At 36.8% G+C, this 25,744-nt stretch carries 24 protein-coding genes; 3 read left to right on the top strand and 21 right to left on the bottom strand.

The window, feature by feature from the left end; genetic code table 11:
* Positions 1-3: 3 nt before the first annotated feature.
* Positions 4-1,455: a disulfide bond formation protein B gene (locus ABMA79_RS08930; RefSeq protein WP_393091956.1), complete on the bottom strand. Its 1,452-nt coding sequence runs from the start codon at positions 1,453-1,455 to the stop codon at positions 4-6.
* 7 nt (positions 1,456-1,462) lie between these two features.
* Positions 1,463-1,630: a hypothetical protein gene (locus tag ABMA79_RS08925; RefSeq protein ID WP_393091953.1), complete on the bottom strand. Its 168-nt coding sequence runs from the start codon at positions 1,628-1,630 to the stop codon at positions 1,463-1,465.
* A gap of 108 nt (positions 1,631-1,738) precedes the next feature.
* Between ABMA79_RS08925 and ABMA79_RS08920 the strand changes: the two genes are divergently transcribed.
* On the top strand, positions 1,739-2,143 hold the full coding sequence (locus ABMA79_RS08920) for a hypothetical protein (RefSeq protein ID WP_393091952.1): 405 nt from the start codon (positions 1,739-1,741) through the stop codon (positions 2,141-2,143).
* Positions 2,144-2,160: 17 nt separating this feature from the next.
* Here ABMA79_RS08920 and ABMA79_RS08915 read toward each other — a convergent pair whose 3' ends face one another.
* The 13 genes from ABMA79_RS08915 to proB all read right to left on the bottom strand — a co-directional run bounded on the left by ABMA79_RS08915 (position 2,161) and on the right by proB (position 14,338).
* Positions 2,161-2,367, bottom strand: coding sequence for a cold-shock protein (locus tag ABMA79_RS08915; RefSeq protein WP_392859677.1), 207 nt, complete (start codon positions 2,365-2,367; stop codon positions 2,161-2,163).
* 244 nt (positions 2,368-2,611) lie between these two features.
* Positions 2,612-3,418 (bottom strand): metal ABC transporter permease, encoded by an 807-nt coding sequence (locus ABMA79_RS08910; RefSeq protein WP_392859674.1) that lies wholly within the window; start codon positions 3,416-3,418, stop codon positions 2,612-2,614.
* Entirely contained in the window at positions 3,418-4,302 is an 885-nt protein-coding gene (locus ABMA79_RS08905; RefSeq protein WP_393091949.1) for a metal ABC transporter substrate-binding protein, read from the bottom strand. The genes ABMA79_RS08910 and ABMA79_RS08905 overlap by 1 nt, the downstream gene beginning before the upstream one ends.
* A gap of 9 nt (positions 4,303-4,311) precedes the next feature.
* A complete protein-coding gene (locus ABMA79_RS08900; RefSeq protein WP_393091946.1) occupies positions 4,312-5,367 on the bottom strand; it encodes a hypothetical protein in 1,056 nt (351 codons plus the stop codon).
* A gap of 60 nt (positions 5,368-5,427) precedes the next feature.
* The gene (locus ABMA79_RS08895) at positions 5,428-5,718 is read right to left on the bottom strand and encodes a hypothetical protein (protein WP_393091943.1); all 291 of its coding nucleotides are present in this window, start codon (positions 5,716-5,718) and stop codon (positions 5,428-5,430) included.
* A gap of 62 nt (positions 5,719-5,780) precedes the next feature.
* Positions 5,781-7,205, bottom strand: a complete 1,425-nt coding sequence (locus tag ABMA79_RS08890) for a LysM peptidoglycan-binding domain-containing protein (protein ID WP_393091940.1) — start codon at positions 7,203-7,205, stop codon at positions 5,781-5,783.
* Positions 7,206-7,271: 66 nt separating this feature from the next.
* Positions 7,272-8,231 (bottom strand): LysR family transcriptional regulator, encoded by a 960-nt coding sequence (locus tag ABMA79_RS08885; protein WP_393091937.1) that lies wholly within the window; start codon positions 8,229-8,231, stop codon positions 7,272-7,274.
* 211 nt (positions 8,232-8,442) lie between these two features.
* A complete protein-coding gene (locus ABMA79_RS08880) occupies positions 8,443-9,297 on the bottom strand; it encodes a mechanosensitive ion channel family protein (RefSeq protein WP_393091934.1) in 855 nt (284 codons plus the stop codon).
* A 4-nt stretch (positions 9,298-9,301) separates the two neighbouring features.
* On the bottom strand, positions 9,302-10,777 hold the full coding sequence (locus ABMA79_RS08875; RefSeq protein WP_393091931.1) for a sodium/proline symporter: 1,476 nt from the start codon (positions 10,775-10,777) through the stop codon (positions 9,302-9,304).
* Between the two features lie 110 nt (positions 10,778-10,887).
* A complete protein-coding gene (locus ABMA79_RS08870) occupies positions 10,888-11,082 on the bottom strand; it encodes a hypothetical protein (RefSeq protein ID WP_392859656.1) in 195 nt (64 codons plus the stop codon).
* A gap of 62 nt (positions 11,083-11,144) precedes the next feature.
* Positions 11,145-11,948, bottom strand: coding sequence for a pyrroline-5-carboxylate reductase family protein (locus ABMA79_RS08865; protein WP_393091928.1), 804 nt, complete (start codon positions 11,946-11,948; stop codon positions 11,145-11,147).
* Between the two features lie 22 nt (positions 11,949-11,970).
* Positions 11,971-13,209, bottom strand: coding sequence for a glutamate-5-semialdehyde dehydrogenase (locus tag ABMA79_RS08860; RefSeq protein ID WP_392859650.1), 1,239 nt, complete (start codon positions 13,207-13,209; stop codon positions 11,971-11,973).
* The gene (gene proB / locus ABMA79_RS08855; protein WP_392859648.1) at positions 13,193-14,338 is read right to left on the bottom strand and encodes a glutamate 5-kinase; all 1,146 of its coding nucleotides are present in this window, start codon (positions 14,336-14,338) and stop codon (positions 13,193-13,195) included. Before proB ends, ABMA79_RS08860 begins: the two co-directional genes overlap by 17 nt.
* Before the next feature lie 244 nt (positions 14,339-14,582).
* Between proB and ABMA79_RS08850 the strand changes: the two genes are divergently transcribed.
* Together ABMA79_RS08850 and ABMA79_RS08845 are read left to right on the top strand one after the other, a co-directional pair.
* Positions 14,583-16,019, top strand: coding sequence for a hypothetical protein (locus tag ABMA79_RS08850; RefSeq protein WP_392859645.1), 1,437 nt, complete (start codon positions 14,583-14,585; stop codon positions 16,017-16,019).
* 13 nt (positions 16,020-16,032) lie between these two features.
* Complete coding sequence (locus ABMA79_RS08845; protein WP_392859642.1) at positions 16,033-17,058, top strand: succinylglutamate desuccinylase/aspartoacylase family protein; 1,026 nt, start codon at positions 16,033-16,035, stop codon at positions 17,056-17,058.
* A 37-nt stretch (positions 17,059-17,095) separates the two neighbouring features.
* Here ABMA79_RS08845 and ABMA79_RS08840 read toward each other — a convergent pair whose 3' ends face one another.
* From ABMA79_RS08840 to ABMA79_RS08815, 6 genes are read right to left on the bottom strand one after another with little or no spacing between them, the layout of a single operon-like run.
* Positions 17,096-18,031 carry a hypothetical protein gene (locus tag ABMA79_RS08840; protein WP_393091925.1) on the bottom strand — a complete coding sequence of 312 codons (936 nt, stop codon included), beginning with the start codon at positions 18,029-18,031 and terminating at the stop codon, positions 17,096-17,098.
* Between the two features lie 10 nt (positions 18,032-18,041).
* Positions 18,042-19,313 (bottom strand): lysine N(6)-hydroxylase/L-ornithine N(5)-oxygenase family protein, encoded by a 1,272-nt coding sequence (locus ABMA79_RS08835; protein WP_393091923.1) that lies wholly within the window; start codon positions 19,311-19,313, stop codon positions 18,042-18,044.
* A gap of 20 nt (positions 19,314-19,333) precedes the next feature.
* The gene (locus ABMA79_RS08830) at positions 19,334-21,058 is read right to left on the bottom strand and encodes an IucA/IucC family protein (RefSeq protein WP_393091921.1); all 1,725 of its coding nucleotides are present in this window, start codon (positions 21,056-21,058) and stop codon (positions 19,334-19,336) included.
* Entirely contained in the window at positions 21,055-23,262 is a 2,208-nt protein-coding gene (locus ABMA79_RS08825; RefSeq protein WP_393091919.1) for a GNAT family N-acetyltransferase, read from the bottom strand. The genes ABMA79_RS08830 and ABMA79_RS08825 overlap by 4 nt, the downstream gene beginning before the upstream one ends.
* Positions 23,255-24,445: an MFS transporter gene (locus tag ABMA79_RS08820; RefSeq protein ID WP_393091916.1), complete on the bottom strand. Its 1,191-nt coding sequence runs from the start codon at positions 24,443-24,445 to the stop codon at positions 23,255-23,257. Before ABMA79_RS08820 ends, ABMA79_RS08825 begins: the two co-directional genes overlap by 8 nt.
* Positions 24,442-25,725 carry a PepSY-associated TM helix domain-containing protein gene (locus tag ABMA79_RS08815; protein ID WP_393091914.1) on the bottom strand — a complete coding sequence of 428 codons (1,284 nt, stop codon included), beginning with the start codon at positions 25,723-25,725 and terminating at the stop codon, positions 24,442-24,444. Before ABMA79_RS08815 ends, ABMA79_RS08820 begins: the two co-directional genes overlap by 4 nt.
* Between the last annotated feature and the right edge of the window lie 19 nt (positions 25,726-25,744).

The raw sequence follows: 25,744 nt of genomic DNA, 5'->3' as shown, positions 1-25,744 counted from the left end.
GTCCTATTTTGAAAAGAAAGTTGCGATTCTTCCTTCCACTAGAACGAACTGATCATTTTTATAAACGGCCAGTGCCTGAAAGTTTCCTTTTGGTAATTTTATGGCACCAGAGAAAGCTGCAAACTCATTATCAAGAATAAGTATTTCATTACTATTTGGATCCAATCCAAATAAGATAGAATCGATAACCTTGAGGCTTGAGACAACTGGACCTAAGTCATTATCATCAATAAAGATCTCTCTTTCACTATTTAAAAGAAAATCGGTTGTTGAAAATCTTGTGGCAATAACTCTATTATTTTTTTCATTTGGGATTGAGAGAATCACTAATTCTTGAGTTTTCTTATCATAGGCAAGGCATCTGATATAAGCGTATTTTGAACGAACGCTTGATAAACGTCCGCGACTCTTTTCTTCAATACCACTGCTTCCTTCTAAGAACCCCGCATACTGATCCACAATTTTGGCCCTGTCATTTATTCGAATAATAACGAAAGATTTATTAAAACCTATTAGCATGATTCGTCTTGGACTGATAAAACTTACACCCACAAGAGATTTAATATCGATACTATAGAGTGGATCAATACGAACATAATAGAGAATATTTTCTAATTTCTCATCTAACAGGTACAGATAAAACTTATCCGTTACAACAGCAAAAAGCTTAGATTCAGCATGATAGTCGATATCTCTAACCTCTCCCCTAATATTACTTGGAAGAGTGATATCCTTAACCTTAACTAAATCATCCCCACTTTGAAACATGGCAATTTTTCTTCTTACATCATGTTTAAAATAAGGCTTTTCAACAGAGTAATTTCCTCTCAGACTAAAAGGCTTAAGAAGCCCATTCCAATTCTTAGTCGACCAATCCCAGTTCTTTGGAGTCCATGAAAACCTCACAGGATCACTATGTCCGATGAAAGGAGGTGGCCCGACTTGAGTAAACGCTTGAATCGAATTAAAAAATAAGATGACAAAGAAAGAAACGAAGGCCAACGATTGAAACCTACTGAGGTAGCGAACTTCACCATCTTCATTATCGACAAGGTTATTACCAAAGAAGAAAAGAACGATGGAGAGGATGAGAAGAATTGACCAAAAGATAACAACACCCCAAGTGTAAGTGTGTAATCCAAAGATTTCAAGTGCGAAGCCTTGACCTATATCCCGTAAGAAATGTCCTCCCGTATGCCTTAGGGCCATAAAAATGCCAATCGTTGAATAAAATATCAAAAGTCCAAGATATTTTGGTCTGAGTCCGTAGCGCATAATAAAGAGAGTTGTTAATGTAACAAACATAAGAGCGGCCCTCTCCTGCCAGCATAGAATGCAGGGATTATCTCCGAGGCCAAAACCTAATATCACACAGGCAATTCCAACGGGCAAGAGAATCAGGGCCATCGATGCTAAGGCAACGACATTGTAAAAGCGCTCAGATTTATCAGTCATAGGCATCTCAATAATTCCCTGGTGGAAGAATCATCGACTTAGTTGCAACAAACCAAACAAGTAACATTAAAAAAGTCGCACTATAGAGAAACTTTTCTGCTTGTTTCTGGTTTTGCGGTCTTTTCCACACGATAAAACCGGCAATTATTAACAGTATTATTTCTAAAAATTCCATGAAATCTCCTTCTATAAGCTCGATTCGGAATTAATAAAAACTTAGCTAAGTTAAATTCCCTTAAATTTGGTCATGAAGTAAAATAAAGAGATGACTAAAGGAGTAGTAATGAGAAGTACTAAGCTAATTTTTCTAATGCTTATTTCAACTGTATCACTTGCAAAATTTGGTGCTAAATCACAACCACTATATCACTGTGTAAACTACGACGAGAGCTCTGTTGTGACAGATGCAATTATTCATCAGTCTCAATTTGGACGAGGGCCACTCTTTCATGAGATTGAGGTATTTGTTGAAGATGTAAATCAAAACAGAGAGTTTTCTTACCGTAAAAAGGTAAATTATATTCCAAAATATGATGCAAAAGTTGAATCATTTACCACTGGAAGTTTTAGAATCAGACTTGATCATGTGGTTGGTGGAATTGACGGAAATATTTGGGCATTCGTTAGGATTCCAGACTATGGAGTTCATTCATTTGACTGGTCATGTAAGGTAGTAGAGGGACAATAAATGTCCCTCTCAAAAAATTAAACTTTTTTAACTTGAGTTGCACAAGGTCCACGCTTACCTTCCCCAAGCATATAAGTTACTTTATCGTTATTATTTAACTTATTGCCACTTTCAATAGCTGAGATATGGACAAATAAATCACCTTCTCCACTATCTGGTTTAATAAACCCAAAACCCTTTGTTTCATTAAAAAATTTAACTTTACCTGTTTGCTCTGTATTCATAATCTTCCCTATTTTTCCAATACCGACAATCAGTTGCCGGGAACTAAATTAACAATAGAAAAGTTATCGCCAATACAACGAGATTTGAGAATTTAAAATAAGTTAAGATTTTCAAATTGAAAGACTTTTAAACACCTTCCCCACTTATAGGACAAGATTGTTTTCGATTTTAATAAGAATTGACTTGACCCAAGACAAGACAAGACAAGACAAGACAAGACAAATTTAAAGAAGTCGCACCCTATTAAGTGCGACTCATTTTTATTTTAACAAGAAGTGGTAGCAGTACAATTGGAACAATCGTAAAGACTACCACAATAATTGCACCAGCTGGAAGATCGTAGAAATAACTCAATGCCATTCCCAATAAGCTTAAAACTAACCCTATACCCCAACCAATTAAAAGTTGAGATCTAATACTATGAGAGAGTAAAGTACTAATAAGGGCCGGTACGACCAAGAATGAAAACACAAGTAATATTCCTGCAATACCAACAGATGATGTTATGACAACACCAAAAAGAGAAAAGAAAATAAAGTCCCAAAAAGCAGAGCTATTATTTTTATCAAGCGTAGATCTTAGGATCTGTTTTCTGAATATATAGTGAATTGTAGCAACAATACTATAAATAACACCGGTTTTAATAACATCGGCCCAAGTTACCCATAATATTTTTCCAATAAGTATTTCTTTAATATGTTCTGCACCATGGGCCATCATGTTTACGACAAGTATGACAGCAGAAGAAGCGAAAGCATAAACTAAAGCAATTAAGACTTCCTGTGATATATACTTTTCAAACTTCTTGGCCCAAGCAAAGTACGCTGCGGCCACAAAAGTGAAGCCTAATGAAACAAAGTAATTAAGCCCACTATGGTGATCAAGATGCAGGAGTAAGGCGACCGTTGAACCAAGGCTTGCAACTTGTGCAAGTGAGAGATCGACAAAGATCACACCCCTTCTTAGAACATGAAGTCCTAAGTAGCAGTGAATTCCCACTAAAATTAAACACATGACAAACGGTGCAGCTAAAAAAGAAATTACTTCCACTAATCCTCCAGTGCTTTAGCGAGAATATTATAAAGAGAGAAAATATCACGGGCCTCAGAGCTACCATCGACTGCAACAGGAACATTTCTAATCTTTACATCTTTGATCGTTGTACGAATTCTCTTTGCCACACTATCATCAAAATAGTTTTCCACTAAAATGTGACGAATCCCTTCCTTCTTCATCTCTTTAATAACAGTGATTATATGAGATGCCGTAGGAGGTATTCCTGGCTTAGGCTCAAGAACATTTTGTACATGAATATCAAACTCATCTAAGAAATAAGTAAGTGTACGATGAAAAGTAATGATCTTAACACCTTTCTTTATTCTTGCTCTTAGCTCTTTAATCACCTCTTGAGTACGTTTTTCATACGCTTTGTAATTAGACTCATAGTTTTGCTTATTCTCACTATCGAGTTTAATTAGTCGATCGCGTACCCCTTGAGCAACTTTTAGGGCCTTACTTGGAGACAGCATAAAGTGTGGATTCCCTTCTGGGTGAACATCTCCATGAGCACGAGTAAGCTTACCTTTAACTTCATCAGTAAGTGAAACAAGAGTATAAGCTTCTAATCTTCCATCTTGTCCAATTCTAAGCCTTGGATTACGGCCGCCTCTGACAACGAGCGGAAGCCAGCCAACTTCAAGCCCTGCTCCAATACTAATTAATAGATCGGCACGGGCAATTTTGAAAGTGTAACTAGGTTTGGCCTCAAGAAAGTGTGGATCCTGAGTTCCTTTAGCGAGAGAGTGAACATTAACACTCTCTCCACCAATTTTCTTTGCGATATCGGCCAAATTTGTCGTCGTTGTTACAATATTCAATTGAGCGTGAGAGCTCATACTTAGAACAAGTAACAATCCTATAAGAAATGTCTTCATTTTAGCGACCTAGTACTGGTGTGCCGGGTGGGCACCGATACTGAAACTCAACTGAAGACTTAGTCTTTTCTCTGGGCGATCTTCACCGTCATGAATTTCATCATATTGCATTCTTACTGCAGAAAATTCAGTCGGTACAAATGCTAAAAGTGCAGTGTATGCATTTTGATCTGCAATTGACTCATCTTTTGCTACACCAAGAAATTCATATTGTGCTTGAGCAAACCAACGTGGTGCAAATTGATAACGTAAGAACGTCGAATAACCGCCATTTTTAACTTCGTTTGTTCCCTGAACGTCTTTGTGGATAAACTCAGTTGACCAAACAAATGATGAATACTTACCTTTTTTAACTGGACGCCACTTTAGAGTTAAGTCAGTTCCTAAAACTGTCGACTTTTCGGCCTGTTCTTTAAAGTATAAACCAGAAAGTCCCCACTCAAGAGTTAGTGACTCAGATAAGTCCCAAAGGTTCTTTAAATTCGCTACTGTTGCAATCGAATGTGGATCCTCAACAAATAGCTCTTCATTTGTTGGCTGAAGGAATTGAACTGTTAAGTCAGAGTACCAAGGTAGAGGTGCGAGGTATGAAACGCCAACACCAACTTCATTCAGCCCTTCTTCTCCAAACATATATTCTTGAACGAGACTACGGTAAATAAATGGTTGAGCATGCGTATGCACCATATTGTACTTACCAAATTGAGCATAGAACTTACCAAGTTTTACTGTGACATCAGGAATTGAGATTGTTTCAGCAAATACTTCTTCAGGCTCAAATGCATACCCGTGTTCTTCTTCCCCACCTTCTTCATGGTGTTCCTTGTGTACAGCAAATGTAGCTTCTGCTCTAAAGTACGCGTCCACATCGGCGCTAAATTGAAGCTCGGCCTCTTGTAGAGAGAATCCATCGTGATCATTATCACGAGAAGAGTTCTTATAGATAGTTAGGGCATTAAGGCCAATGGCAGGATTGAAGCCATTTCCTCTAGAGTTATCAGATAATGATTGTGCAAAAGTATTAGAGCTTAGTAATAAAGCAGAAATATAGAATAAGTTTTTCAAAATAAACCTCATTGAAAATTAATTAATTAAATTTAAAAATAAAATGTGAATGTAATTAAATTAACAATGAGACGGCGGCCCACGAGGAGCTGTTTGAATAAATAGAGATTGTAATGTGTGACCAACTAGGGTCTGATAACGATCAGTAACAAGAAAAAGAAAACTTGCTTCGAGTTCTTCAGTTAAATCAGAGTTACTATCATCATATTTGAATTGAGAAACTTTAATACAGAAATGGCAAGCTTGGTCTAACCTACTAGTCTCATGCTCATTTTCATGAAAATGCAGGCTCGCTGTAAGAAAGCTTACAAGAAAAGTTGCCGCAAATATGAATCTAAAAAATCTCTGCATTAACTCAATACTAGCAAGACTAAATTTAGAATGTCTTGTTTTTTTTTAACAAAACAATCTATTTAGATACTTAGCATCTGCCCAATATATAGATTACTAGACCTTAACGAGTTCCTCTTTCTAATTTGGAAGGTCGTTGTATTATAGAGCTTGGCAATACGTGTTAGGTTATCTCCCTTCTTAACACGATAGTGAAAAACTCTCACGCCCTTAGTCACATCAAGCTTTTGACCAACGTAAATATTATTGCCATGAATTCCATTTAGCCTTCGCAAGTAAGAAACACTTAGGCCATAACGTCTTGCAACTCGCCCTAGGAAATCATTCTTTTTAACAAAGTAGAACTTCTTTCCAACAACACCCTTATACTCATTAGCTCGAAGGGCCAATCTTTGACCTGGATAGATTCGACTACTTTTTAAATTATTAATACGCTTTAGACGATTAAGTGAGACTTTGTAGCGACGAGAAATCTTTGTTAGAGAGTCTCCTCTTCTCACACGGTAATGAGTTGGAAATGAGTTAAGCTTTCCCCACTGACGACTACTGGCAAGTTTATTTTGAATCTCTTCAATATTTTGATAATCTTTTCTTGGAAGCCAAATCGCATACTGTTTAATCCAATTTGGCGTACGCTTATACTTTAGAGCAGGATTGATTTTTTCAATCTCCTCTCTCTCAATATTAAAATGTTTTGCAACATCTTTAATATGAACTCCACCAGGAACTTCGACTAATTTTAAATCAGGATAAGTTGGTGACTCTGCAATGATCTCTTCATCAAAGCCAAACTTTGCTAAGTTTTCTCCGACATAGGCCGCTGCCAAGAACTTAGGAACATAGTTTCTTGTCTCTCTAGGAAGTAGTTTACGATCAGCTAACTCCCAAAAGTCACGAGTTCTTCCCTTCATAATGGCACGTAGAACTCTCAGCTCACCACAATTATAGGCAGCAATAGCAAGTTCCCACGAATTAAAAACAGTATAGAGATCCTTTAGATACTTTGTTGCGGCCTCTGTACTGTGGACAGGGTCTCGCCTCTCATCGACCACTCGGTTTACAGCAAGCCCATAACGCTTTCCAGTTGCTTTAATAAATTGCCAAGGCCCTACAGCACCAGCATGTGAAAGGGCGGTTTTATTATAACCACTTTCAATTAATGGTAGATAATAGAGTTGATAAGGAAGTTCCTCTTCTTCAAGAACTGTTTGTATAACTTCTTTGTAATACATTCCTTTTTTAATGAATTGCTCAAATCGAACACGGTCTTTGACAGCAAAGTAATTGATCCATTTTTGGACTCGCTCATTTTGATAGAGCTCCATTTCATGCTTGATGCTATCTTCATCTTGATATGAAATGGTGTTACTACCAGCAGGGGCCTGACCAACACTCTCCTTCTCAGGTGAAGCACATGAGAGAAGAGTTATTGAAAGAGTTATAATTGATAAGTACTTAATTGAATTCAGAGAGTTAATTTTTTTCATACGAAAATTCTACGGGAATTTGTATGATTTTAAATACACTCTGAATCAAATTAGAATTTTCCGAATCTAGTTTAGTAAGTCATCGGAAACATCAGAAACTTCGATCTGTAGATCCACATCTTCATAACGATCCGGCACATTTGACAGCTTTGACTGAAAGAGTTCTTGCAGCTTACGGATAGAAATCAGTCCTTCATCAGACTTCTTCCATATAGCATAGAGTGACATACGAATTGGTTCACCTAAATGGAAAGTTTTTAATCCCAAATATTCTTCTAATGGATTCTTTGGTAAGAACATGACACAGCGGCCTCGAAGACAAAGTTTATGAACAAAGTCGATATGATCGCTATAAACTTTCTCTTTTGGTATCACACCATTTTTTCTTAAGTGCTGATAGATGATGCGATTAAGGTTCTTATCCCAATTACTTTCTGCAAATGGAATATTTACCAGTAAGTCTTTTTCATCTCTAAATTTATCATAGAGTTCTGTTGAGCAACAAAAGACAATTTCAAAAGAGCCAATTTCAGCAACATTTAAACTCTTTCTCTTGGGCTTTCTAAGAGAGATCCCCCAGTCGATATTTCCGTGAAGAATATTATCCACAAGTACTTCGTGATCGCCCTGACGGATGGTATTTACTGTTCCATACTTTGTATAAAGGTCCCAGTACTGGGAAGCAAATTCAGTTGCAAGATCATAAGAGATCGTCTCTTCAATTCCAATTGATACAGGATAGCCACCCACAACATCTTCAGAGAAGTGCTCAAGAAGTTTACTTCCCTCTTCAAAGATACCTTTAGTTCTCTCAAATAATTGCTGCCCCTCAGGAGTCAAAGATAGACCTTTTGAACTACGATTAAAGAGCTTCATATTGAATTTATTTTCAAGACGCTTAAGTTGCTCACTAAGAGTTGGTGAAGATGTACCGATAATTTCAGCACCCTTTTTAAGTGATTGAACTTTGGCCACTTCATAAAAACAGTAGAGATGATTCCAATTGATATCTTTTAGTTTTTCCAAGCATATTCCTCGATTCATTTAACTTTGCTCCTTACCTTAACAAGTCCATCACCAATTAGCAAAAACCGAATATCCCTTAAGGCGCATAACTGCTTAAGACTCGGAAGAAAGTGGAAAAAACTGATTTAAAATGAAAAGGATCATTTTTATAACGTGTTCAAAAATCTTATTAATTAAATTCATCATATCAACCTCTTGTCGTTTTTAACTTTTAATATTGAGTAATATTGAGCTTATGAAATTCAATCTGTGCACTTTGCAACTCGATATAGAGCTGAGTACGCATATCATTTCGAAGCTCCCATGCATCACTAGGGTTTTCTGCCCAAGCGGCCAACCAGCACTCAATGGCGTCCTTTTCTAATTTCATCACCCACATTGTTGGCTCTTCAACATCACAAAAATAATCAGACTTCTTTGCCACTCGATGTGCAATTTCACGAACTAACTTGAGATCTGAGTTTGGCGCAACATAGAACTCAATATGGGTCCATACAAAGTGATCATTCATGGTGAAGTTTTGTATCTCTTTTTGAAGTAACTTAGAATTTGGGATAACAAGCCTTACCCAATTCCACTTCTTTACAACTGAATAGGTCAGCCCAATCTCTTCAATTAGGCCGTAGTGGCCATCAATAGTGACGGTATCCCCGATCTTAATTGATCTAAAAAAAGAAATAATCACACCCGCAAAAAGATTCTCTAGAAAAGGCCTTAGGGAGAAACCAGCAATTACCGAAACAATGGCAGCAATGATTGAAACATAAACAGTTGGGATTTTTCCTAAATAAGGAATGGAAACAAAGAGCGACCAAAGAATAAAAAAGAGAACAGGAAGAGCTCTCATCATAAATGAGAAACGACCTTCAATTCCTTCTACCCCGTGTGACTTTAGCTCTTTTTCTTGATCATCAACTGGTGAGTCTGTTTCAACAGCATCGCTAATATCTCTCTTACGGATATTCTTAAGCTTTCTCTTTTGAACTCTTCTAATATTTAAGAGAGCAAGAAAATACCCCCCTAAGAATAGGAGGGTAATGGTAATCGGGTATAAATAGTCTACCAAGGAGTTAGCTATTGGCTTCATTTATAAGCTTTGAATTCTTCATTCTATTATCAACAACCTTATTACCAGGAACGATATCGTTTAATGGCGTATGAGATAGAACAAAATATGTAATTAAACCGGCCATGATTCCTGGAGCAACTTCATAAATCGTTGCACCGTAACCAAGGTTCATCCAAACAACAGTAACAATTCCACCAATGAGAACCATCGAGATGGCCGTAATTTCAGATACCTTCTTACCAATTGCATAGATAAAAATTAATGGACCAAAGCAAGCTGCTAGTATCGACCATGACAATAGGACGAGCTCAAATACGTTCTTACTTCCATAGAGGGCCACGGCCAAGGCGATAACAGTCGTCCCAGCAGTTGCAACTTTTGTCAGATAAATATTATCTGATTTCTTCGGCAGGATATCTCTTGTAAAAGCTGCTGAACAACTTAGTACTTGAGAATCTGCTGTCGACATTGTCGCGGCAAAGATTCCCGCTAGAACAACACCAATAAGAATTTCAGGAAGTAGCTTTTGACTCATTAGAGGTAGTGCTAGTTCGGCATCAAAATTTGCAGAATTTGGAAGTAGAAGTCTTGCAGTAAGCCCTACTCCAATAGTCATAATAGTAAAGGCGATGAACCACGCATAATAATAAATTCTCGTCTTATTCATATTCTTAGTATCATCAATTGTCATAAAACGAATCATGATATGCGGTTGGCCAACAACACCAAAACCTGCAAAGACCCAACCAAGAATAAATAGTGAAATCCCCGTTCCTCCAGGAACATTAAGTCCTGTTGGTGTAAAACTTAAGAAGCCAGGAGACACAGCACTTAGCTTAGAAACATAAGCATCATAACCACCTACTTCGTTAATACCAACGAAGAATAAGATCCCCATTGCAATAATCATAACAAATGACTGGGCAGCATCTGTCCAAATCGATGCTCTAATTCCACCTGATAAACAGTATGCAAAAACGATGACAGCACCAATAATTGCACCAGTACTATAATCCCATCCAAAAAGAACGTGTAATGCTTTAGATCCGGCCTTAAACTGAGCAGCAGCATAAACACCTAGGAATAAAATTGTAATAATTCCGACAAGAAGTCTTAACTTTTTAAAGCTTGTCCCTCTTTGCCATCTCGAAAGGACACCTCCAAAACTTAGCAGATTTTCTTTTTCTGTAACCTGTCTCAATTTCTTATGAACAAAGAAACTCATGACAATATCACCAACAATCCAACCTATCATAACCCATGATGACTGAAGTCCACTGGTGTAGGTATAACCAATAAGTCCAATAAACATATAACCACTGTTATTAGTGGCAACAGCAGACAGGGCCGCTAACCATGGCGGAGTACTATGACCTGCAAGCAGGTAGTCAGAATTATTTTTCTTACTTTTTAAACTTGAAGAAACTCCAATCAAAACGAAGAGGAGTAAAAAAAAGAGGAAACTGTAAACAATCATTTAACAATCCTTTTTTTGGCATAGCTATCCATCCACTAAAAAAACACAAAGCGGTAGCGAACAAGATAGCTCTTGCTAATTAATAAAATACTAATTTAAAAACTTATTATTTAGAGTATTGAGAGGCAATTCTCTTCATCTTCAATTAGGCTTCGACGAAGAAAAGATGTCTCTCTTAACGCCTTACCGTGCCCCTCTTCACAAATAGAAGTCTTTTTTTGTACTTTAGATGTGCGGGACTGCTTCTTATCAACGACGCTATAACTTACTAACTGTACTAACTTTTCAGATTTCTTATTGTTCATTTAATTACCTTAACATTCTATATATTCATTAAGAATTGATTAATTTACTAATTAGGTTATCCCTAACCTCTTCGTAATTCACTTGAGCGATGAACCGCTTTATCCACGCCCATTTTCACAAAGGCATCAATCCCACTGCTTCTAAAACTATCAATGGCCTCAATTGTGACTCCCTTCTTAGAAGTCACCTTGGCGATTAAATCATCAAGCTCTGTCTCACAATTTATTAGTGCACTCTTTGCACTTCCCCTAAAGAGCTGACTCGTTATTGCACGTGATTCGATAGCACCAAGGCCCCACTCCTTTAGAGAATCTTCTAATGCATTCATAAAATAATAAATAAATGCAGGCCCAGATGCAGAGACGACAGTCACTTTGTCAAAGAGTTCCTCTGTCTTCATTTTTAAGATCATCGAACTTTCACCAAGAAGATCTTTTAAGAACTCAATTTCACTTTCTTCAACTTGCTCAGTGGTACTTAACAGACAGATTCCTTCTCCGTACTCCATTGGTAAGCTAGGCATTAGCCTAATTACTTTTGATGTACCTAATAAATTGCTAATTCTTTCTTGATCGATTCCGGCCATGATCGAAATAACAACTTTATTTGAAAGGTCGATGCCTTTAAGCATTTCTGATAGCTCTGTGAATTGTTGTGGCTTACAACCAATTAAGAAGTAGTCTGCATCGGCCGCTTCATTTAATTCAACAATGGCCTCACCTTCAACCTCTTTAGCAAGTTCAATTGCTCGTGTGCGACTCGGCGTATATGTGAGATATTTGTTCTTAATTTTTTGGCCCTTATACATTGAACGAACAACTGCACCGGCCATATTTCCACAACCTATAACCGCAATTTTCTTCATGATAACTCTCCTATTATTTTAACTAAGATCTAATCTGCCCATCACCAACAACGACGTAGCGTGAGGTCGTCATTTGCTCAACCCCCATTGGCCCATAGGCATGTAATTTTGTTGTCGAAATTCCAAGCTCAGCTCCAAGACCTAACTGTCCTCCGTCGTTGAAACGAGTTGAAGCATTTACCATGACACAACTTGCATCAACACTTTGTAAGAACTTCTGACAATTCTCTTCATTATTAGAAACAATACACTCTGAGTGATTACTACCGTATTCACCAATATGATCTATGGCCTCATCAAGAGAAGAAACTGTTTTGATTGAAAGGATATTGTCCAAGTATTCTGTTGACCAATCCTCTGGTGTCGCCTTAACAAAGCTACCTTTTGTTTGATTTGCAAACTCTTCATCAACTCTTAACTCACACCCCTTTGCAAGGAGCCTCTTGGAAATCTTGTCATTTACCTTTGGTAAAATATCTTTATGAATAAGTAGCGTTTCAATTGCGTTACAAACACCTGTTCTTTGAGTCTTTGCATTTTCAACAAGTGTTACGGCCTTTTCAATATCCGCTTCACTATCAATATACATATGACAAAGCCCTTGATAGTGAGCAATCACTGGCATCTTTGCATTTTCAAAAACATGATTGATTAAACCGTGACCACCACGAGGAATAACAACATCGATATCATCCTTAAGGTTTAGTAGGTCATTTAAAACTTCACGATTATCAGATGCTAGAACTTCTACAACATTCTTATTCACATATTTAGAGATCGCATCCTGAATGATTTTTCCAAGAACTTCATTTGAGTGCTTGGCCTCTTTTCCACCTTTTAAAATAATGGCATTTGAGGACTTAAGCGCAAGAGCTGCACAATCCACAACAACATTAGGACGACTCTCAAAGATCATAAGAATAACCCCTAGAGGGACTCTTTGACGCTTGATCTTTAAACCTAGATCATTTGTAAATTCATTATAGAAAGATCCTACGATTTCAGGTTGATCCTTAATCGTCTTAACTCCTGAAATAATGTCGTCTATTCTTTCATTAGTAAGTTTTAAGCGGTCAACCATTGCCTTCGAAAGATCATTCTTAAATGCAGCATCTAGGTCGAGTTGGTTCTTTTCTAAGATAAGCTCGCGATTTTCATCTAAGGCCTTTACTAAATCATCAAAGATTAGGTCCTTAGTTTCTTTATTTAGCTTCAAAAGTTCTTTTGATGCTTTTCTTACTGTACTAGCTAATTTTTTCATCGATTATATCCTTTTCTAAAATTAAGTTAATTGTATGGACGACTTCAATTGATGTTCTAAAACCAATCAGGTCTTCAATTTCATCACTGTGACGTCCCATAATTTGTTCAACTTCACAATGTCCATATTCACAAACACCAGAAGCAAAGACTTCACCGTCACAAATGATGTCAACGCAGTCCCCTTTGTAAAATTGGCCGTAAACATCAACGATGCCTTTTGGAAGAAGTGATTTACTTTCATTAAGGGCATCAAATGCACCTCTATCAACTTCGATATAGCAATTAGGCTTCTTCATTGAAAGTAGCCATGCCTTTCGCTCTTCTGGGTCATAAGCGTTCTTAGGAGCAAAATAAGTTCCTAGCTCCTTTGTCAGGGGATCCAAGATAAGTCGCTCATTATCCATCGAGCTAATAACGGCCTTAATACCAATTGGTGTAATTTTTGTGATGGCGTGAACCTTAGATTCCATTCCACCTTTTCCCACTGCTGTCTTTCCCTGATAATTCACATCTTCTAAGACATCACTACCAAATGGCACCGTTTCAATTCTCTTAGCATCTTCATACGCCGGGTCCTTATCATAGAGGCCATTAGTTGAAGTAATCATAAGAAGTGCGTCAGCATTAATCATTTGCGCTGTTTGTGCGGCCAAGTGATCATTGTCACCCAGTGCAATCTCAGTAAAAGAGATTGTGTCATTCTCATTTAAGATCGGTGTAATATTATTCTTTAAGAGAACGTTGATACTTTGCTTGGCATGCAGGTTTCGTTTTCTATTTCTAAAATCATCATGTGTTAGAAGAATTTGTGAACAAATCTTTTGATTCTCTTCAAATAGTCGAGAGTATGTATTTAGAAGCTTTGGCTGTCCGACTGCACTAGCTGAATGCTGAAGATCTAACTGACCTCTTCTTGGTAAGTGCTCTTTTAAAAATGACTTCCCAACACTTACGGCACCTGAGCTGACAAGGACAACTTCAATCCCCTCATCAATGAGCTCACAGATATCCTCTACAATTTTTCGCACCTTTCTAGTATCTAACTTGCCACTTCCTTTTGTAATAACATTACTTCCAACCTTTACAACAAGGCGTTTTACTCCCTGTAGTTCTTTACGAAGTCTCATTCTTTCCCCTTATCTTGTTAAAAAACAACATGACATAAATTCCAAAAAACCAAAAGCGAGTCGGACGCAAATTAGGGAATGCCAAACAAGACAAATTCCGAGCAAAACAATCAACATATGCTCAAAAAATATTGATAGGCCTTAAAATTTTAATAAAAATCACAAAATATTCGCTACATGAGAAGGGTTTGAGATTATAATATTTCCATTAACTTATGCTTTAAAAATACAATTTGGAGAGAACTTGAAAAGAAGAATTGAAGTTATTAAGCCTGATAATTTTGAACAAGAAAATCACTTTTATCCTAAGGTACTAAACGCACAACTACACCCTTTAGTGAGCCATTTTTTTAATTTGGATCACGAAAGAATTATTAAAAGATATAGTCATCTTAACCCACAAATTTGTACTGATACCTTAAGGGATATTCTCTCATATGAGTGTAAGCACTTCTTCTGGGGTGGATCTGACTTATTCTATGTTACAACACAAGCTGGAAATAGACGCATGGTTGTTCTTGAAACAAACTCTTGTCCTTCAGGTCAAAAGTCAATGCCACCAAGAACCGATGCGGATGAACATAGAGGATATAAATTCTTAATTGAGAACTCTTTTCTTCCTGCACTTAAAAAGAGAAAGAAGAGACTTCCACAAGGTGCACTTGCTGTCATCTATGATAAGAACTACATGGAGACATCTGGCTATGCTTCAACAATAGCAGATCTAACAGGTGAAGATGTTTACCTCGTTCCACACTTTAATGGTGAAGAACAAATGGCCGATTTTGAAAATGGTGTTCTACATATCACTCTTGAGACTGGAGAAAGAATTCCTATTAGAGCGGCATTCCGTTATGTTACACAGAAGCCATGGAATCGCATTCCAACAACTTCAAAAACATTCATCTTTAACTCAACTCTCGTTTGCCTTTCTGGTGGACGCAATAAACTTCTAGCAAATAAGGCCTATGAGCTTTATAACTCAGAGATTGCTGAATCAGGCTTAAAGATTAATATGCCTGAGACGATTAAAGATGTTAATAAGTTAGAAATTCCTCTTTGGGTTCAAAAATTTGGTGGTAAGGCCGTTATTAAGATCCCTTACTCAAATGCAGGACAAGGTGTTTTTACAATTACGAATCAAGATGAGCTTGATGCCTTTATGCAAATGGATTACCCATATGATCAATTCATTGTCCAAAGTTTAATTGGTCACTACGAATGGAGTTCCACAAGTGAGCATGGTAAATTCTTTCACATCGGTACAGTACCGAATAAGAAAGGAAATATTTATATTGCTGACTTAAGGCTTATGGTTTACTCATCACCAAAAGGTTTCATGCCTTGTGCAGTCTATGCACGACGTGCGAGAAAGCCTCTTGAAGCAAGCTACCCTGAGGATAGCTGGGAAGTTCTAGGAACAAACCTATCAGTTAAAACAGGTGAAAACCAATGGGATTCAGATACATCAAGACTGATGCTTATGGATCAAAAAGATTTCAACTCTCTTGGTATTGGTACTGATGACTTGATCGAAGCATATATTCAAACAATTCTTACAGTTGTTGCGATTGATAAAATGGCAGAACAACTTATTAGTAAGAAAGGGACTTTCAGAACGAAACTCTTTAGAAGTTTAGATAATGATAAGTCACTCTTTAACGAGATTATGATCTCATAGCATAGGAAGTATTATGGGTGCAATACAAGTCATTAAGACAACTGAAGAAATCGATTTAAATTCATTTGCGCATGGTGAAATTCACCGCTTACAAATACATCTCTCAGATAATGCTCTCGGTGTGCCTTGGCGTGTACCAATTATCATTATGAAAGGTGTTGAGGACGGCCCAGTACTTGGTATTACAGCAGCAGTACACGGGAATGAGCTCAATGGTATCTCAACAATTTTCAAACTGATTGAAGAAGTCGATCCTAAAAAGCTAAAAGGAACAATCGTTATGGTTCCAATTAGTAACGTTCCGGGCTACTTAACAAATCAACGTCGATTTATTGATAATATTGATTTAAATAGAATTATGCCTGGAAAACTTACTGGAAATCCAAGTAATCTCTACGCACATTACTTTACGCAAAAGATCGTTTCTAAATTCAACTACCTTCTTGATCTACATACAGCAAGTCATGGCCGTGTAAACAGTCTCTACCTTAGAGCTGACTTAGAGAACGAGGAAACAAGAACCCTCGCCTTCCTACAGAATCCACAAATTATTGTTCAAAAATATGATGAAGAAGGAACACTAAGAGCTTGGGCCAATGAGCAAGGAATCCATGCAATTACCGTTGAAATTGGTAACCCAAATGCTTTTCAACATGCTCTTATTGATGAAACCCTCGATGGTATAAAGAATACTCTTCGCTACTTCTCAATGATCGAAGGAGATGTTCAAGATATGATTACAGATGCCACAATCTGTGACCACTCTTATTGGATCTACTCGACAAAAGGTGGAATTGTTGATGTTCTTCCAAAACTCACACATCGAGTAAAGAAAGGCGAAGTTATTGCAAAAGTTTACGATGTCTTTGGACAAGTAAAAGAAGTTATCTGTGCAGACCGTTCAGGTGTTGTTATTGGTAAAAACGTAAGACCTAATTGTGAAGCAGGACAAAGAATCCTGCACCTAGGAGTTGATCTTAAGGAAGCACTTCCTGAAGAAATTCCTGGCCACGATGATTTTGAAATATCTGAAAAATAAGAATAAGAAAGGGGGATTTAGATCCCCCTTTTTTTTTTTATAAATTTACATTCATTGTTAGGCCAACATTTGTTCTATCAGCTCTAATATCTTCCGCAATAAAGCGCATATTTGGTGAGATTGAAATATCACGAGTAAAGAAATAAGTCATCGCTATCGTTTGCTGAAGAACTTTTTCGTTAATACGCTCACTCCTAAAATGATCGGCCGAGTAAAGGTCAGTAATTAGCCTTAGAGAAAGAGAGCGAGAAAAGTAAAGCTCACCAGCAAGGCTTAATGAGAATGAACGGTTTACTTGCCTGTCTTTACCTGCAATCTCCATCCCATTAAATGAAATTGTACTCTTATCATAGAAGTACTGTGTCGCATTCCCAGAAAGAGCAATATAAGCGGCCTTCCATACTTTATAGGCCAAAGAATGGCTAACATTAAAAACAGAGTTAATACCGAGGTCCTTATAGTAGTCCCACGTAGCATATTGGTATTGTAGAAACGTTACATTTTGAATGCCAAAAAGGTAGTAAGTTTTAAAGTAACTTAGAACTGGGTTATCAATATTTAAGCTATCACCGTAAGTATCAAGTTCATACTGAACCATTGGATTTTCTGAATCAACACTTCCATGAAAAGGGGCCTTCTTTTCGATCCCCACTTGTAGAGATAGGTTATCTGTTTTTGAAAGACGATACTTCACACCAAAATTACCCGTAAAATTTGTTAGTGAAGTTGTATTTCCTGCATTTCTAATATTAGGCCTTTCAGCGTCATTGAGGTTATCAAGAGCACCAGCATTGTATTTGAATGAAGAATAAAAAGACCATCTCTTTAGCGATCCTGATAATGTCTTCAGTGTCGGGTTATCTAATACTTCTTCCTTCGTGTTGAAGCTCTTTGTTTTGGCCTCTCCTTCAGACTTAGCAGCAGGTGCCGCGAAGGTAAAAGTTGAAATTAGCATAATTATTAATAACTTCATTTTCTCTCCATTAATTAAAAAAGCTCAAAAAGCTTTCACTATTATTTGTTGTTTTATACTTAGTTTCACCCACGAGGTCGTTTGCGATCATGGCCGATCGCCAAGACATCAAACTAGTCTGAGGATCAGCAACCCCATGGCCGTGACGACTAAAGTTCATCGAATAAATTTTTCCATTCTCAATCGTTGTTTGAATACTATAGTCCTGCCCTACAATAATTCGTCCTTGAGAATCCTTGGCAATTTTATCTGACAGCCCCTCCAAGAAGCTTGGTAGAACACTCTTGAAGCCAGTTGCTAAAATAACAATATCAGCTTCAATGATTTCTTTGTTTTGATTAAGAAGATTATCAACCTTAAGCTTATAAGACTCACCTTCCTTTTCAATTTCATTAAGCCAACGCATAGGTGAAATCGTGTAATCAGGAAGCTTCTTTAAGTAGAAACGATCAAGATATAACTCGTTATACATCTCCTGTAGGTACTGGGGAGTATTTCCATCACTAGCTAGAAGTTGACTTTGTGTATATGAATCTTTTTGTTCCTGAGATAAGGAATGGAAATTTAAAACAAATTCAGGAGTGAAGATCTCATTAGTAAATGGCGCTTCATCAAGAGGCTGTAAATTATTTCGGCCACTTAAAAGAGTTACCTTTTCAACTCTCCCCCACATGCCATTGAGAGCATTTCTAAATGTTTCAACACCTGTTTGTCCTCCGCCGACAACAACAACTTTCTTACCTTTTAAATCGAGAGTCTTCATTTGCTTAGACTTTGCATGAAATAACGTATTTGAAAGAAATGGCCTCGCACAGTCAGGAATATTCTTAGTTGGCCCAGATGCAACACAAATATTTTTTGTGAAGTAGCTGCCTCCCTCTTTAATGACTTCAAATTTCTCACCATCGTGTTTGATGTCGATTACTTTAGAATCAAAATCAATGTCATGACAAAGTTGTTTTGAAACCCATTTACAATAGTCTTGAAACTCGTATCGATTTATTGATTTTCTGTCTGTATTTAAAAAGTGATAGAATTGTCCATTTTCAACAAGATAACTCAAGAAACTAAATGAACTTTTAGGGTCAACCGGTGTCACAAGATCTTTTAAGAAAGATGTTTGCATCATGGCGTCCCCAAACATTAGTTCAGGATGCCAACTAAACTCCGGCTTATTATCTAAGAACTTAGTATTAATATTACTTAGTGGATTCAAAAGTGCCGCTAAGCTTAGATTAAATGGCCCAAGGCCAATTCCAACAATGTCATAAATATTGTGCATATAACTTCCTCAACTCAACCCTAACTATTTCTAACAAGAGGATTTTTAATATTACTTCCTAGCATTGGCTTTAAACGCTCCCCTGTTTCGCTATAACCAGCGACAAAACGAACAGTATTAACCAATACTTTCTCAAATTCTTTTCTTAATAAATTAACCTTATCCGCAACCTTACGATCACCTTGGTAGTCAGAAATAACTTCACCAAGTAAGTGATAGAAGTCTCTTTCTTTAAATTCGAGAGACTCTTCTACTACTCTTGAAAAATAACGTAGTACTGTAACAAAGTGACCTGTGATAAGATCGTGAATCAAGTACTCTGCTGGTAACTGATCAAGCACAACTCCAAAGTCAGCATCAATATGCTTTGAGTTTGAGGCCATTCTAAAATCACCATGAAAGTCCTTTATAATTAATCTTTGTGGCCTTCCCTCTTTCAGAACGAGAATGGTATTTTGCCCATGAGCGACTAGGCCTAGACCGTGCTCAACTTGTAGGTGGTAAAGAGGAATAACAACAACACTGAAGTACTCATTGATCCATTCTGAAATACTTAAACCAGATGACTTAATATACTCAGCAACCAGTGCATTGCGATCTTTAGTAAAGATAAGTGCTGCTGTTGGAATGGCAATTTCATCGTTGGAGATTTTATTCTCTACGCTTTCACGCCAAACACACCCCAGTAGTTCTTTATAGCGATATGATCCACCTTCAATACGATTAAACTCTGGTAAAGGACAGCTTACTGCTGCAACTTCCTTTAGCACATCGACCTTATTCTTAAGAAATTTATCTGAATCAATAATCTTCTCAATCTTTTCAGATAAGAGATAACCCTTCTTAATATATTTTTGAGGAATTCCTCTTACACATGAAGTATTTAAGATAGAGATGGCCACTTTTACATCATACTTACTTGTATCTGAATTAGAGGATAAAGTTCTAATCGATACTTGTGGTGTGTATTCATTGCCCATCTTTCCAAGAGAAATAATTCGTCTTTGAAAGACTAAGTGATTAAATTGAACACTTATATACTTACTCCACTGCCAAGGATGAACCGGAATAAGAATATAGTCATCAAAGCTCCCTGAGACTTCTTGAACTTTCCTTTTTGCAAAATCCACTTCAGCATCAGTAAGGGAGTCGGAATACAGGTCTTCAATTTTTAATTGATCGAGATTCATCCCCCATTCTAGGCAATCTCGCTTAATCGCACACCAATGAAGCTTATAACTACTTCTCGATTCTGGAGCATATAATAAAAGCTCATCACTTCCCCAACCGAGACGCCCTTTATTCATGATGATTTTTGGGTGTCCTGATAAAATCTGGTCAACTTTTTTAAAATTAAACTTAGATATCTCTTCAATGGTAATATCTTCTAATGAAGTCGCTTGAATGATATCACCATAAATTGTCTGATTGCCTTCTTCAATAAACTGAGCAAGTGTTTCATCACTCATCTTACAAGTATCTTGTACCTCAAAGAAGAAGTCCGCAAGAGTATACTCATCGATAATTTTTCCAGCACTATACTTTTTAAAGCTATCATTTTCTATTTGTAGATTTCCCCAAACACTAATACGGCCTTGAAAACTATAGTAGGTCTCATCAGAAATTCTAAAAAAGAAACGATCGTGGCAATACTCAACATCAAAGAGCTCTTCAAATTGAAGTTCTTCAATTGCTTTAATGATAAGATTTTTATGAAGCTCAAAGAACTTTCTTGTATTCATCATGACTTCATCTCACTAAAAAACCTTGTACGATCGGCTTCTAAAAGATTAGAGGTCTTATGAGGAAAACTAAAGACTCCCTTGTGTTCCCATCCAGGAAGTAGTCTTGCGAGAGTTAAAACCTTCTTATTATCGACTCGTGGTTCTCCCCACACCTTTTGAGTCCTACTATCATCTTCAAAAAGAAATTTTGTTAAGTGAAAGATTGAATCAAAAACAGCACGCGTTCCAAGAAATTTTTCCTCACCAATGAGAATATGGATTCCACGATCATATAAAGAGGCGTTACAGTAAGGAGCAATCCTATCATCAAATCCCCAATAGACTTCGAAGTATCCGGCCTGCTCACCATCGATATCAACAATAATTGGCAGTTGATAAGGAGAATCCTTGAGCCCTTGTACATATTCTCTGAGTTCCTCAAGAGGCTTATTCATTTCCCAAAACTCGTAGACATATTTCTTATTATGCCATTCATGAAATATCAAAAGATCCTTATCCATATCAAAAGCACGAAGAACTATTTCATGATTGTGCTTTGAAGTAGCTTGATATAATTCTCCTTCATAAACACGTGGTCTTCTTAAAAGGGCCTTGATTGGATTCGAGATTCTATTATAAATATCCCATGGGTTTTTAATTGTATTTTCGTTGATATTAGAGACACAACACCTGAAATTTCCCTTTTGGTAGAGAAAATCACTTTCAATTAAGTAGCTCAAAAATGAAGAACGAGAGTGATTCTTATAAATAAAATTCCTAAATTGTGTTAAGTGAAATAACTCGGCCTTAGCATCACCATTTGCAAGGGAAATGATTGTATTAAACACTGAATTTATAATGAGATAGTAAGTATAAACTTTATTAACATCCTCGGGAGATAAAATATTCCCCTTAGACTCACTGATGAATTCATACTTAGTACCAAATCGTTCAACACTTTTAGCAGTGAAGCCAGTACCCTGACAATCACGATAAATTGTTCCAACAGGAAGTCCATCATTCATTTTAAGAATGATATTTTGCATATGGGCACCAAGAAGAATTCCGTGATCTTCAGACAGAGTAATGAACTCTCCGACTACATTTTCAAGAAAAGCTTCAAACCAATACTTTCTTGCAAGAAAAATATTTCCACACGCTCTTTGAGCATTATCTTCGACTAGACTTAATAAGTGAGACTTACCGGTAAAAGGATTCTCCTCGGCCAAAGTGCCAAGTAAGAGACAATTATCTGAAACGAAGTTTTCACGTAATTGAAGAGTCGATTCAATAATAGGACTTCCATCTTCACCTCTTAAGGCAACATAGAAAGGTTCATAAAGAATATGAAACTTATCGCTAAATTTTGAGACTCCTTCGTTTTTAAAAACTGTCTCCATCTGCATTCCGCGGATGGCCTCCTCTGGTTGAAGATGTCTTATCGAATTTGTAAGCTTCACATCCATTGAATACTTAACTAAGTATGGCGCGTCGGGGTTATAAAGAGATCTAAGAGAAGAAAGAGCAAACCAGTTATTTTTTCCACTTGATACTTCAATAACCTTACAGATGTCTTGTCTTTCTTTAAAACTACTCAAACGACGCCATTGCCATGGATGCATCGGAATATAGACAAAGGAATTATCAACTTCCTCTAAGTCGAATATTGCCAGCTTATTTAGTGCGCTAACAACATCATCAAGTGTCCCATTTGATTGAATCATATCCTTTTGACACTTAATCCAAGTTAACTTGAAGCCATTTGATAGTTCTGGAGAATATTGAAATAAATCCTCTTCATTCATTCCTTTCTTGCATTTCGGATAAGGATGAAATGGATGACCAAGAAGCAACTTTTGTTCACTGCTAAGATAGCTATCAATCTTTACATCTGAATTATGACTTAGGATAAGTTCAATATTATTTCTCGAATTAATAATATTTTCAATAAAGGTTGGGTCTGCATCAGGAAGGTGACTTATCAATTCAGGAAGCATTTGATCGAAGTCAATAGAAGCTCCATTTAAATAAATTTTTCCCGTATAACGATGGCCACCTAATGGAGAAAATGAATCAATCTCAAATGAAAGATCTCCTATTCTCACATGGCCATTTTCACGATCAACTTCAACAAGTTTATCTTGCACGTAATCTCTTGCCATCGAGTTAATGAGTGATCGAAGACTATACTTATCAGCAAGTTGCCTAGTGTTTTCACTAACCATTTGTCACTCCACCAAAACCTTCTTCTGTATAGAAAGTGTTATATTTTAAGCTTATGAAAATTGCGGCAATAACCAGAGCAACAAAGAAAACAAGCATATAATTAATCAATTGAAGTTTAATAATCACCCCTGAAGAAAGTGAGCCAAGAGCATTTCCAAGAGTTTGATAAAAGCTGATTTCACTGGCCACAACCTGTTTAGGAGTAGCAGGATTGAGCTTATAGATTTGTCCCATATAAAGAATTGGAACTATCGCTGCTCCAAATGAGAACAAAATGATAAAACCGTACAATGTTCTTAAATCATCAATTCGATAAAATGAATAAAAGCTAGTTAAAAGAGCAATGATTGCTAATATTGTGACAAATTTAGAATTAATAAGATTCATTTTCTTTAGGATCAACTGAGTCACAATAATAACAAGTGATGCAATAGTTAGAGTCCAGTAAATCGTAGCAGATTGCTTAATTTGCCCTATGAAAAGATCACCCACAATATCTGTCATACTCATATGAAAGAAAGAAGTCATAAATGTATAGGCCAGTGGGATTAAAAGTAGCGGTAGAATTATTTGTCTTAAGTTCTGATCCTGCCTTGCTGAGATCATCTCGATTTCACTTTGCCCTCTTTCAAAACTAAGTAATATTGAGAGAAGGATTAGTCCTGCCAGGATAACAAGTCCCATATTTAGGTTAAATGCTAAAAGTCCTCCTAAAATTAATCCAATAAGTCTTCCTATATTTAAGAAAACAGTGGTTTCTAAGACACCTCTTTGTGCATCTTTAAAGCGCGTAATTTTAACGACCTGAGAGAACGGAAGAATAGAACTTGCAGTCATCGCGTAGATAACTCGAGAAAGAATGAAACATGCTAGAGATAACTCAACATTGCCACAAGTGAAAGTTGCTAGTAGAGCAAGTGTTGATAAAAGAAGTCCATAAAGCCCAATTCGGTAAATATTCTTAGGCTGGATTCTTGAAAAAAGTGCGGCCCACTCCTTTGTCATAAAAAGAAAGAAGAAGATTGAAATACCATAAATAATTAGAACTGAAGTGATATCCAGATTTGTTACCATGGCAATTTTCGGTATAAGACCAAGAAGTATTGTTTGGGCCGCACCAAAAACAAAACAAAGGCATGAGATGGCCTTAGTAAAATTATTAATTTTTAATTGAGAACTCAAGAAACTCTCTCCTTTGGTCTCCTCGCTTTATTCCTAAAAGAGATAAGAAAAAGCACAAGATCTCGCCAAGAGAAGATTAAATAAATAAGAAAGAGTGCACTTAAGATCCATTTAAAATCTGATGTAATAAAGAAGATCACAAAGACAAACATCGTTGGAAGTAAAACTTCTAGAGTTGATACATTCGTATCGTTTAAAAGACGGCCATCATATAACCCTGCTTTCACAGCAAGGTGTTTCCTTCTAAACAAAAAGATATAGATTCCACTTATTGGAATAAAAGAAGAAATTAGCCCCAGAACACTCCAAATAATCTTTAAGATAACTCCGCCGTAGTCACCAAAGTGTAGTGGCTCTGAAAGAATAAGAAGCTCTAAGTACCATGGAAGAGATACTGTACGATTTAGCTTGCCTGTTATGCCATCGACATATGCGATTTCATGATGATGTTCTTCATTCTCCATTAGAACAACAAATTGGTTGGGAACAGAGAACTCATTATCAGGAAAAGAAATAAAGTCGTATTCTAAATGTGGAAGCTTTGTTTCAAGTTCTTTTAGAACTGTCGTTACTGAGACATATTTTGCATTTTCTATAACGATAGCATTTGCTTGATGTGCCCTTACGTTATCTCTTAGAAAGAGACCAATTAATGTGCTATTAAATGCTAGAATTGCTCCCGTGAATGTGACGATTAAAAGCCATGCTAACGTCTTGACTCCAATAATCTTATGAAGACGCCCTAGCAGGATACGAGAATTCATCGTCTTTACATTACGGTAGAATTTATTAGCAATAAGAGCACCACTTAACAGAGCAATAAGAAAGAAGAGGCCCATAAGCCCAATTAGAATCTTCCCCTTTCCTCCTAAGAGTAACTCTCGATGAAGCTTTAAAATAAAGTCAATGAAGGCAGTAGGCTTGACTTGATTTGAAGATAGTACATTTCCAGCAAGGTCAAATTTTAACCTCATTGCACCCTTGAACTTTTCAATACCTAGTTCTGTAACACGTGCTTGGATATCTCCGTCATCACCTTTAAAAATTGAAAGTACTTTTTTATCTTTGTAACTTTCATTTTCAGATAAGTAATTTTCGATTTTTGAAAGTGACGATTCCTCTGAAATAAAGACACTCTTTTGCTCAACTGTTTGAACAGGAGAAAGCTCATGGCGCCAAACGAGAACGACTCCAGTTAGCCCAAGAACAAGGAAGTTGACCGCTAGGACTAAACCTAGAATGCGATGAATTTTTAATAATTTTCTTACTAATGTACTCATAAAAACTAAAAAAAGCAGG

It is taken from the genome of Halobacteriovorax sp. HFRX-2_2, assembly GCF_043196705.1.
Lineage (GTDB): Bacteria > Bdellovibrionota > Bacteriovoracia > Bacteriovoracales > Bacteriovoracaceae > Halobacteriovorax_A.
This window is presented reverse-complemented; position numbering and strand designations above follow the sequence as displayed.

Excerpts from the sequence above, each read along its gene's own strand:
- ABMA79_RS08930 (WP_393091956.1), bottom strand. The coding sequence starts at position 1,455 with ATGACTGATAAATCTGAGCGCTTTTACAATGTCGTTGCCTTAGCATCG.
- ABMA79_RS08835 (WP_393091923.1), bottom strand. The coding sequence starts at position 19,313 with ATGCACAATATTTATGACATTGTTGGAATTGGCCTTGGGCCATTTAAT.
- ABMA79_RS08895 (WP_393091943.1), bottom strand. The coding sequence starts at position 5,718 with ATGCAGAGATTTTTTAGATTCATATTTGCGGCAACTTTTCTTGTAAGC.
- ABMA79_RS08845 (WP_392859642.1), top strand. The coding sequence starts at position 16,033 with ATGGGTGCAATACAAGTCATTAAGACAACTGAAGAAATCGATTTAAAT.
- ABMA79_RS08865 (WP_393091928.1), bottom strand. The coding sequence starts at position 11,948 with ATGAAGAAAATTGCGGTTATAGGTTGTGGAAATATGGCCGGTGCAGTT.
- ABMA79_RS08870 (WP_392859656.1), bottom strand. The coding sequence starts at position 11,082 with ATGAACAATAAGAAATCTGAAAAGTTAGTACAGTTAGTAAGTTATAGC.
- ABMA79_RS08905 (WP_393091949.1), bottom strand. The coding sequence starts at position 4,302 with ATGAAGACATTTCTTATAGGATTGTTACTTGTTCTAAGTATGAGCTCT.
- ABMA79_RS08840 (WP_393091925.1), bottom strand. The coding sequence starts at position 18,031 with ATGAAGTTATTAATAATTATGCTAATTTCAACTTTTACCTTCGCGGCA.
- ABMA79_RS08890 (WP_393091940.1), bottom strand. The coding sequence starts at position 7,205 with ATGAAAAAAATTAACTCTCTGAATTCAATTAAGTACTTATCAATTATA.
- ABMA79_RS08925 (WP_393091953.1), bottom strand. The coding sequence starts at position 1,630 with ATGGAATTTTTAGAAATAATACTGTTAATAATTGCCGGTTTTATCGTG.
- ABMA79_RS08915 (WP_392859677.1), bottom strand. The coding sequence starts at position 2,367 with ATGAATACAGAGCAAACAGGTAAAGTTAAATTTTTTAATGAAACAAAG.
- proB (WP_392859648.1), bottom strand. The coding sequence starts at position 14,338 with ATGAGACTTCGTAAAGAACTACAGGGAGTAAAACGCCTTGTTGTAAAG.
- ABMA79_RS08825 (WP_393091919.1), bottom strand. The coding sequence starts at position 23,262 with ATGGTTAGTGAAAACACTAGGCAACTTGCTGATAAGTATAGTCTTCGA.
- ABMA79_RS08875 (WP_393091931.1), bottom strand. The coding sequence starts at position 10,777 with ATGATTGTTTACAGTTTCCTCTTTTTTTTACTCCTCTTCGTTTTGATT.
- ABMA79_RS08815 (WP_393091914.1), bottom strand. The coding sequence starts at position 25,725 with ATGAGTACATTAGTAAGAAAATTATTAAAAATTCATCGCATTCTAGGT.
- ABMA79_RS08860 (WP_392859650.1), bottom strand. The coding sequence starts at position 13,209 with ATGAAAAAATTAGCTAGTACAGTAAGAAAAGCATCAAAAGAACTTTTG.
- ABMA79_RS08920 (WP_393091952.1), top strand. The coding sequence starts at position 1,739 with ATGAGAAGTACTAAGCTAATTTTTCTAATGCTTATTTCAACTGTATCA.
- ABMA79_RS08830 (WP_393091921.1), bottom strand. The coding sequence starts at position 21,058 with ATGATGAATACAAGAAAGTTCTTTGAGCTTCATAAAAATCTTATCATT.